11 protein-coding genes are annotated in these 11,713 nt (G+C 64.5%); 8 read left to right on the forward strand and 3 right to left on the reverse strand.

Annotated elements, in window-relative coordinates:
- Nucleotides 1-35: 35 nt before the first annotated feature.
- Nucleotides 36-2,258, forward strand: a complete 2,223-nt coding sequence (locus tag Q8N40_RS09585) for a 3-hydroxyacyl-CoA dehydrogenase NAD-binding domain-containing protein (RefSeq protein ID WP_305711650.1) — start codon at nucleotides 36-38, stop codon at nucleotides 2,256-2,258.
- A gap of 124 nt (nucleotides 2,259-2,382) precedes the next feature.
- A complete protein-coding gene (locus tag Q8N40_RS09590; RefSeq protein ID WP_305711651.1) occupies nucleotides 2,383-3,618 on the forward strand; it encodes an FAD-binding oxidoreductase in 1,236 nt (411 codons plus the stop codon).
- Between the two features lie 66 nt (nucleotides 3,619-3,684).
- Here Q8N40_RS09590 and gstA read toward each other — a convergent pair whose 3' ends face one another.
- Complete coding sequence (gene gstA, locus Q8N40_RS09595; protein WP_305711652.1) at nucleotides 3,685-4,302, reverse strand: glutathione transferase GstA; 618 nt, start codon at nucleotides 4,300-4,302, stop codon at nucleotides 3,685-3,687.
- A 128-nt stretch (nucleotides 4,303-4,430) separates the two neighbouring features.
- Between gstA and Q8N40_RS09600 the strand changes: the two genes are divergently transcribed.
- From Q8N40_RS09600 to Q8N40_RS09610, 3 genes are all read left to right on the forward strand, one after another.
- Nucleotides 4,431-4,919 (forward strand): MarR family winged helix-turn-helix transcriptional regulator, encoded by a 489-nt coding sequence (locus tag Q8N40_RS09600; RefSeq protein ID WP_305711653.1) that lies wholly within the window; start codon nucleotides 4,431-4,433, stop codon nucleotides 4,917-4,919.
- A gap of 96 nt (nucleotides 4,920-5,015) precedes the next feature.
- A complete protein-coding gene (locus tag Q8N40_RS09605; protein WP_305318736.1) occupies nucleotides 5,016-6,386 on the forward strand; it encodes a glutamate--cysteine ligase in 1,371 nt (456 codons plus the stop codon).
- A 147-nt stretch (nucleotides 6,387-6,533) separates the two neighbouring features.
- A complete protein-coding gene (locus Q8N40_RS09610; RefSeq protein WP_305711654.1) occupies nucleotides 6,534-7,046 on the forward strand; it encodes a PAN domain-containing protein in 513 nt (170 codons plus the stop codon).
- 132 nt (nucleotides 7,047-7,178) lie between these two features.
- Here the strand turns inward: Q8N40_RS09610 and tldD are convergent, their stop codons facing one another.
- Nucleotides 7,179-8,597: a metalloprotease TldD gene (gene tldD, locus Q8N40_RS09615; protein WP_305711655.1), complete on the reverse strand. Its 1,419-nt coding sequence runs from the start codon at nucleotides 8,595-8,597 to the stop codon at nucleotides 7,179-7,181.
- A 127-nt stretch (nucleotides 8,598-8,724) separates the two neighbouring features.
- Between tldD and Q8N40_RS09620 the strand changes: the two genes are divergently transcribed.
- On the forward strand, nucleotides 8,725-9,333 hold the full coding sequence (locus Q8N40_RS09620) for a TlpA disulfide reductase family protein (RefSeq protein ID WP_305711656.1): 609 nt from the start codon (nucleotides 8,725-8,727) through the stop codon (nucleotides 9,331-9,333).
- A gap of 19 nt (nucleotides 9,334-9,352) precedes the next feature.
- Here Q8N40_RS09620 and Q8N40_RS09625 read toward each other — a convergent pair whose 3' ends face one another.
- Nucleotides 9,353-9,850, reverse strand: a complete 498-nt coding sequence (locus tag Q8N40_RS09625) for an invasion associated locus B family protein (RefSeq protein ID WP_305711657.1) — start codon at nucleotides 9,848-9,850, stop codon at nucleotides 9,353-9,355.
- A gap of 513 nt (nucleotides 9,851-10,363) precedes the next feature.
- Here Q8N40_RS09625 and coxB point away from each other — a divergent pair.
- Nucleotides 10,364-11,200 (forward strand): cytochrome c oxidase subunit II, encoded by an 837-nt coding sequence (coxB, locus tag Q8N40_RS09630; protein WP_305711658.1) that lies wholly within the window; start codon nucleotides 10,364-10,366, stop codon nucleotides 11,198-11,200.
- 81 nt (nucleotides 11,201-11,281) lie between these two features.
- The coding region (locus tag Q8N40_RS09635; RefSeq protein ID WP_305711659.1) for a cbb3-type cytochrome c oxidase subunit I at nucleotides 11,282-11,713 on the forward strand (432 nt) is incomplete at its 3' end.

Here is an 11,713-nt window from a genome sequence, read left to right on the forward strand (position 1 = left end):
GCCTTTGAGGCAGTCGGCATCGAGGGAGCAACCACATGGCCTTCAAGAATTTCAAACTCGACACCGATGCCGACGGCATCGTGCTGGTGACCTGGGACACCCCGGGCCGCTCGATGAACGTGCTCGACGAAACCTCGGTCACCGAGCTCGAGGAAATCATCAAGCAGACCTCCGCCGATGCCGCCGTGAAGGGCGTCGTCATCACTTCGGGCAAGGAGGCGCTTTGCGCCGGCGCCGATCTGTCGATGCTGGAGGGCATGAGCAAGCAATATGCCGATATGCTGAAGGCCAAGGGCGAGGAAGCGGCCAACCAGGTGCTGTTCGACCAGAGCCGCCGCTTTTCGCAGGTGTTCCGCAACATCGAGACCTCAGGCAAGCCATGGGCTGCCGCCATCAACGGGCTGGCGCTCGGCGGCGGTTTCGAACTGACGCTGTCCTGCCACTACCGCGTGGCCGCGGACAATCCCAAGACCCGTCTCGGCCTGCCCGAGATCAAGGTCGGCCTGTTCCCCGGCGCCGGCGGCACCCAGCGCGTGCCGCGCATCGTATCTCCGCAGGACGCCATGCAGCTGTTGCTGAAGGGCGAGGCGATCAATGTGGCCAGGGCCAAGGCGCTGAACCTGATTCACGCAATCGTGCCCGCGGCCGATCTCATTCAATCCGCCAAGGACTGGATCAAGGGCGGCGGCAAGGCGATCGCCCCGTGGGACGAGAAGGGCTTCAAGCTGCCGGGCGGACCGGTGTTCTCCAAGAACGGCATGATGATGTTCCCGGCCGGCAACGCCATCTACCGCCGCGAGACCTACGACAATTATCCGGCGGCGCGCGCCATCATGAGCTGCGTCTACGAGGGCCTGCAGCTGCCGATCGACGCAGCACTTCGGGTTGAGTCGCGCTACTTCACCAGGATCCTGCGCAGCAAGGAAGCCGCGGCGATGATTCGCAGCCTGTTCCTGTCGATGCAGGAATTGAACAAGGGCGCGCGGCGTCCGCAGAACGTGCCGCCGACCAAGGTGAAGAAACTCGCCATCATCGGCGCCGGCTTCATGGGCGCCAGCGTCGGCTACGTCTCGGCACGCGCCGGCATCGACGTGGTGCTGATCGACCGCGACCAGGCCAGCGCCGACAAGGGCAAGGGTCACGCCAAGGCCGTGATCGACGATCTGATCAAGAAGGGCCGCGCCAAGGAAAGCGACAGTGAGGCGATCCTCGGCCGCATCACCGCGACCGCCGATTACAATGTTCTAAAAGATTGCGACCTCATCATCGAGGCGGTGTTCGAGGACCGCAAGGTCAAGGCGGAGACCTATGCCAAGGCCCAGCCGCTGCTGAAGCCCGATGCGATCTTTGCGTCCAACACCTCCACGCTGCCGATCAACTCGCTGGCGGAAGAGTTCAAGGACCAGGGCAAGTTCATCGGCATTCACTTCTTCTCGCCGGTCGAGAAGATGATGCTGGTGGAAATCATCGTCGGCAAGAACACCAATGATGTCGCACTCGCCACCGCGCTGGATTACGTCCGGGTGATCGGCAAGACCCCGATCGTGGTCAATGACTCCAGAGGTTTCTTCGCCAACCGCTGCGTGCTTCGCTTCACCGCCGAAGGCCTGGAAATGCTGATGGAAGGCGTGCCGCCGGCGATGATCGAGAACACCGCCAAGATGGCGGGCATGCCGGTCGGGCCGCTGTCGCTGTCCGACGAAGTGGCGCTCGATCTCGTGCTCAAGATCATGAAGGCGACCGAAGCAGATCTCGGCGCCAACGCCATCGACCAGAGCCAGAAGAAGCTCTTGGTCGAGATGGTCGAGAAGCAGGGCCGCTTCGGCCGCAAGAACGGCAAGGGATTTTACGACTATCCAGAAAAGGGCAAGGGCCAGAAGAGCCTGTGGACCGAGCTCGCCGGCCTGCAGTCGAAACATCTCGACGCCGATACGCTCGACATCGAGGAGATGAAGCAGCGCTTCCTGGTGGTGCAGGCGGTGGAAGCCGCGCGCACCGTGGAGGATCACGTCATCACCGACATGCGCGAGGCCGATGTCGGCTCGATCCTCGGCTTCGGCTTTGCACCGTTCACCGGCGGCACGCTGTCCTATATCGACTTCATGGGGACGAAGAAGTTCGTCGAGCTGTGCCGCAAGCTGGAAGCCAAATACGGCTCGCGCTTCACGCCGCCGAAGCTGCTGGTCGAAATGGCGGCCAAGGGCGAAACCTTCTATGGCCGCTTCCCGCCGAAGAAACTCGCGGAGAAGGCGGCGTAACGATGCGGCGTAGATAATGTAGTCGCGGCCACGCGACACCTCCGCCGTAGCTCGAAGAGCAAAGGAGAAGGTGTGGGCCGGGACGGATAACCACAGGCCGTGGTGACGCGCACCCAGGATCGACATGCGAAGCGTTATCGTTCTGGGCGCGGGGATCGTCGGCGTCGCCTCGGCGCTGCATCTGCAGCGCCGCGGCTGGTCGGTCGTGCTGGTCGACCGCAAGTCACCGGGTCGCGAGACCAGCTACGGCAATACCGGCATCATACAGAGCGAGGCCATTCGGCCCTACCCGATGCCGCGCGATCTCGCTACGCTGGCGGCCATCGCGATGCGACGCACCAACGACGTGCATTACAGCGTCGCGTCGCTGCCCCGGCATATCGGTCCCTTGTTGCGATACTGGTGGCATTCCGCGCCCGAACGGCACCGGCGCATTTCGCAGTCCTACCAGCGGATCATTGCACAGGCGGCAGCCGAGCACGCTGTGCTGATCGCCGATGCCGGCGCGGACGCGCTGGTGCGGCGAAAGGGCTATCGCACGCTGCACCGTACCCAGGCCGCGATGGACCGCGCGGCTCCGCTGGCCGAGGCGCTGGCGGCCGAGCACGGGGTGCGGTCGCAAATTCTCGCACCAGCGCAGCTCGCGGCGGCCGAACCCGGGCTCCGGGAGACAGGGGCAGGGGCGATTCACTGGCTCGATCCGTGGACCGTCTCGGATCCGGGCGGACTGGTGTCGGCCTATGCCGATCTATTCCTTCGCGCAGGCGGGACCTTCGTCAACGGCGATGCGGAGACGCTCGCACCCGGTCCCGGCGGCGGTTGGACGGTCGATACGGTCGATGGCCGCATCGACGCCGAGGCCGCCGTGGTCGCGCTCGGTCCCTGGTCTCCCGATCTGCTGCGCCGATTCGGGTATCGCTTTCCGATGGTGCGCAAGCGCGGCTACCATCTGCATTTCAACGGCGGCGGCACGCTCGATCTGCCGTTGCAGGACCCCGTGTTCGGATACGTCGTGGTGCCGATGTCGAAGGGGTTGCGCATTACCACGGCCGCCGAGCTGGGCGGACCGTCGATGTCGGCGCATCCGATCCAGCTCGAACGGGCCGAGCAGACGGCGCGGCGACTTGTCGACCTCGGATCAAGGGTCGAAGCCGAACCCTGGAGCGGCGTCCGTCCCTGCATGCCCGACATGCTGCCGGTCATCGGATCGGCGCCGAAGCACAATGGCTTGTGGATCCATTTCGGCCACGGCCATCAGGGCCTCACGCTCGGCCCCGCCACGGGCCGCATGCTGGCCGAGTTGATGAGCGGCGAGCCAACCTTCACCGACGCATCGGCGTTCAGTCCTGCCCGATACTGATCGCCTCGCCAAACAGAAAGGGCCGGATCATCAACCCGGCCCTTCGTCTTGTCGCTATCGAGAGCCTTACGCCGCGGCCTTCATCAGGCCTTCCTTGACCAGCGCCGCTTGCACCATCGGGCGGGCGCCGACGCGGGCCTTGTAGGCCAGCAGGTTCGGCATCGCCGCGAGATCGAACTTCATCCGCTCGGCCCAGGACAGCATCGTGAACAGATAGCCGTCGGCGACGGTGAACTGCTTGCCCATCAGGTAGTCCTTACCCGCAAGCGCGCCGTCGAGGTACTTGAACTTGCCCATCACGCGGTCCTTGAAGAAGGCCTTGGCGTCGTCGGCCAGCACCGGCGAGAACATCGGGCCGAAGCTCTTGTGCACTTCCGAATTGATGTAGGTGAGCCACTCCTGCAGCTTGTAGCGCTCGGCGCTGTCGCGGGCGGGAGCCAGATTCTTGCCCGAAACCTTGTCGGCGATGATCTGGACGATGACCGGGCCTTCGGTCACCACCTCGCCTGAGTCCAGCGCCAGCACCGGCACCTGGCCCTTGGGGTTGATGCTGAGGAAATCGTCACCGTTTTCGAGCTTTTTGGCCTTCAGGTCGACCTTGACCAGATCGTAGGGCAGGCCGGCTTCCAGAAGTGCGATGTGGGGGGAGAGCGAGCAGGCGCCGGGGGAGTAGTACAGCTTCATGGAGTTTTCCTTCGCTTGCATTATTGGTTATACGGAACCGGTGATTAAATGCATCTGCATGAAATAGTCAAGATTGATGCAGCTGCATTAAGTGCGCTACACTATCTCGTGACATTGTGGGCTGGACCATGAAGCGCAAACCATCGACCGAGGCGACCGCCGCCTGGATCCGCCTGATGCGGGTGCAGAGCCGGGTGCTCGATGCCGTCGAGCAGGAGCTGAAGAAGGCCGGCTATCCGCCGCTCGCCTGGTATGACGCGCTGCTCGAACTGTCGCGGGCGCCTTCAGGTGAAATGCGCCCGGTGGAGCTGGAAAAGCAGATGCTGATTCCGCAATACTCGACCTCGCGGCTGATCGACCGGCTGGTGGACGAGGGGCTGGCGGCGCGCCGCGAATGCAAGATCGACAAGCGCGGCCAGTTCGTCGAGATCACCGAGGCCGGGCGCGAACTGCAGAAGAAGATGTGGAGCGCTTATTCTGCCGCGATCGAAAAACACGTCGGCTCGAAATTGTCCGATGCCGATGCCGTCAGGCTCTGCGGCCTGCTCGACCGGCTGGGCTGCTCCTGCAACGAGGCGCCCGTGCTCGCCGCGAGAGACGGCGCGCCCGCCCGATGATATCATTTTCACCGCAAGTTTCCCCGGGCCGGTCGGTCCGCGGATATCCCCGACACCGCGCGCGTTCGTATGCTGCGCCCCACATCCGGAATTTGTATGGCGCGTGATCAGATCGATATGACGCCGTTGCAGTCGCGCGACGAATTGGTGGCGTGGCTGGCGGACGGCGTGAAGCCTCCTTCCGAATTCCGGATCGGCACCGAGCACGAGAAAACCCCGTTCACGCTGCAGGGCCACCATCCCGTGCCTTACGAAGGCGCGCGCGGCATCGGCGCCGTGCTGAAGGGCATGCAGCTCTTGCTCGGCTGGGAGCCGATCATGGAGCGCGGCAACATCATCGGCCTGTATGACGTCACCGGCGGCGGCGCGATCTCGCTGGAGCCCGGCGGGCAGTTCGAATTGTCGGGCGCGCCGGTCGAAACCGTGCACCAGACCCAGTCCGAACTGATGGCGCATCTGGCGCAGGTGCGCGAGGTTGCAACGCCACTGGGCATCGGCTTCCTCGGGCTCGGCATGACGCCGTCATGGTCGCGGGCGCAGATTCCTGTCATGCCCAAGGGCCGCTACGGGATCATGACCAATTACATGCCGAAGGTCGGCCAGTACGGCCTCGACATGATGTATCGGACCTGCACGGTGCAGACCAATCTCGACTTCTCGTCGGAAGCCGACATGGTCAAGAAGCTCAGGGTGTCGGTCGCGCTGCAGCCGATCGCCACCGCGCTGTTCGCCAATTCGCCGTTCACCGAAGGCAAGCCCAACGGCTACCTGTCGTTTCGCTCAGAGATCTGGCGCGATACCGACAATGCGCGGTCGGGGATGATCCCGTGGGCGTTCGAGGACGGCATGGGGTTCGAACGCTGGGTCGATTACGCGCTCGACGTTCCCATGTATTTCGTCAAACGCGGCGACGAATATATCGATGTCTCGGGATCGTCGTTTCGCGCGTTTTTCGACGGCAGGAATTCCGCATTTCCCGGAGAGCGCCCGACTCTGTCGGACTGGGCCAACCATCTCTCGACGATCTTCCCCGAGGTGCGGCTGAAGCGCTATCTGGAAATGCGCGGCGCCGATGGCGTGCCGTGGGGACGGCTGCCGGCGCTGCCGGCGTTCTGGGTCGGACTGCTCTATGACGATACCAGCCTCGACGCCGCCTGGGACCTCGTGAAGCACTGGAACTCGGCGGAGCGCCAGGCGCTGCGCGACGACGTGCCGCGCTTCGGCTTCAAGGCCAGGATCCGCGACCGCTATCTGTTCGAAATCGCCAGGGAATGCGTCGCGCTGGCACATGCGGGCCTGCGGCGGCGCCAGCGCGTCGATCACCTCGGCCGGGACGAGAGCCGGCATCTGGAACCGCTGGAACGGATCATCGATTCCGGCCACACCCCCGCCGAGGAGATGCTGGCGAAATTCAACGGCCCCTGGCACGGCTCGGTGGAACCGGCCTATGACGAATACGCTTTCTAGTCCGTCCTGCTGAACGGCGTTCATCCGCCGTACAGGTTGATGGCGATCAAATGGCGGCCCGCGATCAGCGGGTTAATTCCAATCAGTCGAAAGCGACAGGGTATGTGGAGAGCCCGCCTGCTCAGGGCGTGTTTGGTGGTATTTGCCATGCTGGCGTTCGCCGCGGCCACCCGACCGGCCCAGGCCCAGGCCGATTTCGATCGTCCGGGCGGCGATTATCACAGCGGGCTGGTGCCCTCGGGCGACCCGGCGGATTGCGCCCTGGAGTGCGAGCGCGACCGGCGTTGCCGGTCATGGAGCTTCAACTATCCGACCGATGTCAAGGATGCCGCGGTGTGCTGGCTGAAGAACACGGTGCCGGCGCGGATCCACAACAATTGCTGCGTCTCCGGCGTGCGCGGCGCCGGCGTGGTCGAGCCGAAGAACGACAAGATCGAAACCTCGATCGACCGGTTCGGCGGCGACTACCGCAATTTCGATCTGAAGGCCGGCAGCGAAGGCGACGACGCGTGCAAGGCGGCCTGCACCGCCGACAACAAGTGCCGCGCCTGGACCTATGCCCGCCCCGGCTATGCCGGCAAGGCCGCGCGCTGCTTCCTGAAAAGCGACATCAAGCCGCCGCGGCGCAAGGCCGGGTTTACCTCGGGCGTGGTGCGATAACACTCTATCGTCGTCCCGGCGAACGCCGGGACCCATACCGCGTGATCTATCGATAAGACTCTGCGTTGGAGGTTTTTCGCAACAACTACCGCCGCGGCGCAGCGATGAGCGCAGTTGCGCTCATTGCAATTACTAACCGGTCCCTCCGACCGTGATCCGCTCCATCCGCAGCGTCGGCTGGCCGACGCCGACCGGCACGCCCTGGCCGTTCTTGCCGCAGGTGCCGATCCCGGTATCGAGCGCGAGATCGTTGCCGACCATGGTGATGCGATGCAGGTCGGTCGGGCCATTGCCGATCAGCATGGCGCCCTTCAGGGGCGCGCCGATCTTGCCGTTCTCGATCTTGTAGGCCTCGGTGCACTGGAACACATATTTGCCCGAGGTGATGTCGACCTGGCCGCCGCCGAAATTGGCGGCGTAGATGCCGTTCTTCACCGAGGCGAGGATCTCGGCGGGATCGCGCTGGCCTGAAAGCATGTAGGTGTTGGTCATGCGCGGCATCGGCACATGGGCGTAGCCCTGGCGGCGGCCGTTGCCGGTCGGCTTCATGTTCATCAGCCGGGCGTTCTGGCGGTCCTGCATGTAGCCGACCAGAATGCCGTCCTCGATCAGTACGGTGCGGTTGGTCGGGGTGCCCTCGTCGTCAATGGAGAGAGAACCGCGCCGCGACGCCATGGTGCCGTCATCGACAACGGTGACGCCTTTTGCGGCGACCTGCTGGCCCATCAGGCCGGCGAAGGCCGAGGTCTGCTTGCGGTTGAAATCGCCTTCGAGGCCGTGCCCGACCGCTTCATGCAGCATCACGCCGGGCCAGCCGGCGCCGAGCACCACGTCCATTTCGCCGGCGGGTGCCGGCACCGATTCCAGATTGACCATGGCCTCGCGGATCGCGCCGTCGGCGGCGTCGCGCCACGCCCTGGTCTCGATGAAGCGCGCGTAAGGTTCGCGCCCGCCATAGCCCTTGCTGCCGCTTTCCTGCCGGTCGCCCTCGCCGGCTACCACGGAGACATTGACGCGCACCAGCGGACGGATGTCGCGGTAGCTCTCGCCGTCGGGCCGCAAAATTTCCACCACCTGCCAGGTCGCCATCAGGCTGACCGTCACCTGCCGCACCCGCGGATCCTTGTCGCGCACGTAAGCATCGATCTCGGCCAGCAGCTTGATCTTGGCTTCGAAGCCCGGCGCGTCCAGCGGATTCTCGTCGCCATAGAGCCGCACATTGGTATGCGCCGGCGCCGCCGCCAGCGTGCCCGAATAGCCGCCGCGCACCGCATTGACCGCGTCCGCGGCGCGGATCAGCGCCGGCAGCGACACGTCGGACGAATGCGCATAACCGACCGCGTCGTCCTTCACCGCGCGCAGTCCAAACCCCTGCGCGGTGTCATAGGTCGCCTGCTTCAGCCGCCCGTTGTCGAACATCAGCGCCTCGGACTGACTGTATTCCAGGAACAACTCGCCGTCGTCGGCCCCGTCCAGCCCGCGGGCCACCTGATGGCGGACGGAATCGCGGTCGAGATTGGCGCGGTCGAGCAGGGAGGTCGTGGGGGTCATGGGCAGGTCCGTTGCGTGTGGGGGTAGGGAGAAGATAGTCTTTCGGGGGCGGGGTTGCGAGGGGGGCGGAAAGACCCGATTCGCAGGGTATTGAGGGCAGGCGTGCCTGCATAATGGAGTCTCCGGCATGACTTCGCCTCATAGCCCGACCCGCCGCGCCTTTGTCGCTGGCATCACGGGCGCAGCCGCCGTGCTCGCGATCCCCGCCTTGCCGGGTCGCGCCGCAGGCGCCGGGCCGCCGCCATTCGCAACGGCCAGACATCAGTTCACGCTGGTTCGCGGCGCGCGGCCGGTCCCGCTGGGTGCGATCCCGCGCCTCGGTGGTGGGGTGCTCGATCTGGCTTCCTTCCGCGGCAAGGTGGTGCTGGTCAATTTCTGGGCGACATGGTGTGCGGCCTGCCGCATCGAACTGCCGATCCTGGATCAGCTCGCGGCCACCCGCCGCGGCGACCTCGCGGTGGTCGCCATCGCCACCGATCGCGATCGAGCCCTGGTGGCGCCATTCGTCAAACAATTGAAGCTGCGCCAGCTCACGGTCGGCTTCGATCCCGGCGGGCTGGTGGCGCGTGCCGGTTCAAGCGAACGGGTCGACACGCCCTTCGCGCTGTACGGCATGCCGATCTCCTTCCTGCTCGGCGTCAGCGGGCAGGTCGAAGGCTACATGACCGGCGAAGCGGACTGGCTCTCGATCGAGGCGCGCCGATTGCTCGATTACTATGCCAGCCAGCGCGCGTGATTTGGGCGAGCCCGCCCGCTCACGGCAGCTTGTCATAGCCCTCGCCGATGCCGTTCAGGCTGAGCGGAAACCCGATGCCCTCTTCCGGGGTCTCGAAGATAATGAACGTCGCGGTTTTCGCGGTGCGGAGCTGCCCGAGCAGCTTGTCGTCCATCACCACTTCCGCCACGCAGCCGTTGGGCAGGCATCTGACAAAACCTGCGCGGCCGACGTCCTGATTGTCGAGTTTCAGGCCCAGCCCGGAGGGCAGCAGCACGCCGAGCGGCGCCACTACCCGCATCAGCTTGCTCTTCTGGTCGGCGGTTTTCAGCACGATCACGGTGAGGCCGGCATTGGAGCGGTCTTCCGCCACCACGCTCTGGATAAGGGCGCATTGCTCGCTCTGGGCGCCCGGCGGGTTGTCGCAGCGGATCTGCCAGTCGCCATGCACCGAGCGCACCGCGCCCTGCGCATGGGCGGCGCCGGTCAGGCCCAGCGCCAGCGCGACCGCGAGGCCGACGGCCGATCGATGGCCCATGCTTCTCGTCCGCAGTGTCGAACGCCCCATCAGGCTCGATTCCTTTGATATTCCTCAGGCTGGGCCGGTCCGAGCGCTGGACTGACCTTGGACTGATACGGCAAATGACGGCACCTTGAAGGCGATATTCCCGGATCCTGCGCCGGGATGGGCTTTCCCCAAGGCGAATCAGGCCCCTGTGGATTGCCCCGTCTGTGCCTACATCGGGCAATCCGGCTGTCAAGCGCGATCGGCCCGCCGGAAAGGGACTTTGGCCTGATTTCATGGGAAAACGCGACATGCGCGGAATAGCCGGTGATGCGCCGCTCCATGCCTTACTACTGCATTGCGAGAGCCTGAGAATTATGGTTTGAGAGGCTGGATTTCGACGCGTTCTAGCTTTCCGGCCCCGGTACCCAAGCGAGTACCTCACAAGGCCGTTTGTCTGGGGACGGATCGTGCAGCATTTCCCGCCATCCGGCGGAATGCTTTGGGGATTTAGCTTTGGGAATTCATCATGGGAGCGCGAGCGGCATGAAGATGTCGGAGGGCCAGATTGGCCGACGGTTGCTGGGTTTGGCGGTGGCAGGCGTTGCGCTGGCGGCCGGCGGGGCGGCTTTCGCCGGCCAGCCCGCGCCGTGGGAATGGACGCTGCAGGCAGCGGCCTCGCCGGTGATGGAAAAGATCACCTCGTTCCACACCTTGCTGGTCTGGATCATCACCATCATCACGCTGTTCGTGCTGGTGCTGCTGATCATGGTGGTGGTGAAGTTCAACGCCAAGGCCAACCCGATCCCCTCCAAGACCACCCACAACACCCTGATCGAAGTCGCATGGACCCTGATTCCGGTGCTGATCCTGGTCGCCATCGCGGTGCCGTCGTTCCGTCTGCTGTTCCAGCAGCTCGACATTCCCAAGGCCGACCTGACCATCAAGGCGACCGGCAAGCAGTGGTACTGGTCCTACGCCTATCCCGATAACGGCAAGTTCGAATTCGATTCGCTGCTGGTGCAGGACAAGAAGCCCCGGCTGCTCGGCGTCGACAACGAGATGGTGGTGCCGGTCGACAAGGTGATCCGGATCCAGACCACCGGCGCCGACGTGATCCACGCTTTCGCGGTGCCGGCCTTCGGCATCAAGATCGATTCCATCCCCGGCCGCCTCAACGAGACCTGGTTCAAGGCCACCAGGACCGGCATGTTCTACGGCCAGTGCTCGGAACTGTGCGGCAAGGATCACGCCTTCATGCCGATCGCGGTGCGGGTGGTGAGCGATCAGGAATTCGCGGCCTGGATCGAGACCGCAAAGAAGAAGTTTGCGACCAACCCGGCGAATTCGTTCGCCGCGGCGGCGGGCGCGGTCGCGCAGTAGGCCTGACGGCTTGCGCGCGGCAATGGTACAAGGGCGACGGGACCGCGAGGTCCGACAGGGACTGCAAGGCAGGATTTGAAAATGGCAACAGCAACACCAGCTCATCACGATCACGCCCACGCGCATGACGATCATGCGCATGCCAATCCGACCGGCTGGCGGCGCTTCGTCTATTCGACCAACCACAAGGACATCGGCACGATGTACCTGGTGTTTGCGATCTTCGCCGGCGTGATCGGCGCCGCGATGTCGATCGCGATCCGCGTCGAGCTGATGTATCCCGGCGTGCAGCTGTTCCACGAGAGCCATACCTACAACGTGTTCGTGACCTCGCACGGCCTGATCATGATCTTCTTCATGGTGATGCCGGCGATGATCGGCGGCTTCGGCAACTGGTTCGTGCCGCTGATGATCGGCGCGCCCGACATGGCGTTCCCGCGCATGAACAACATCTCGTTCTGGCTGCTGCCGGCCTCGTTCGCGCTGCTCCTGATGTCCACCTTCGTCGAGGGT

Origin of the sequence: Bradyrhizobium sp. (assembly GCF_030693485.1) — a bacterium.
Classification (GTDB): Bacteria; Pseudomonadota; Alphaproteobacteria; order Rhizobiales; family Xanthobacteraceae; genus Bradyrhizobium.

Bases quoted from the DNA above. Each gene is read 5' to 3' on its own strand.
- Q8N40_RS09585 (WP_305711650.1), top strand. From the start codon at position 36: ATGGCCTTCAAGAATTTCAAACTCGACACCGATGCCGACGGCATCGTG.
- Q8N40_RS09590 (WP_305711651.1), top strand. From the start codon at position 2,383: ATGCGAAGCGTTATCGTTCTGGGCGCGGGGATCGTCGGCGTCGCCTCG.
- gstA (WP_305711652.1), bottom strand. From the start codon at position 4,302: ATGAAGCTGTACTACTCCCCCGGCGCCTGCTCGCTCTCCCCCCACATC.
- Q8N40_RS09600 (WP_305711653.1), top strand. From the start codon at position 4,431: ATGAAGCGCAAACCATCGACCGAGGCGACCGCCGCCTGGATCCGCCTG.
- Q8N40_RS09605 (WP_305318736.1), top strand. From the start codon at position 5,016: ATGGCGCGTGATCAGATCGATATGACGCCGTTGCAGTCGCGCGACGAA.
- Q8N40_RS09610 (WP_305711654.1), top strand. From the start codon at position 6,534: ATGCTGGCGTTCGCCGCGGCCACCCGACCGGCCCAGGCCCAGGCCGAT.
- tldD (WP_305711655.1), bottom strand. From the start codon at position 8,597: ATGACCCCCACGACCTCCCTGCTCGACCGCGCCAATCTCGACCGCGAT.
- Q8N40_RS09620 (WP_305711656.1), top strand. From the start codon at position 8,725: ATGACTTCGCCTCATAGCCCGACCCGCCGCGCCTTTGTCGCTGGCATC.
- Q8N40_RS09625 (WP_305711657.1), bottom strand. From the start codon at position 9,850: ATGGGCCATCGATCGGCCGTCGGCCTCGCGGTCGCGCTGGCGCTGGGC.
- coxB (WP_305711658.1), top strand. From the start codon at position 10,364: ATGAAGATGTCGGAGGGCCAGATTGGCCGACGGTTGCTGGGTTTGGCG.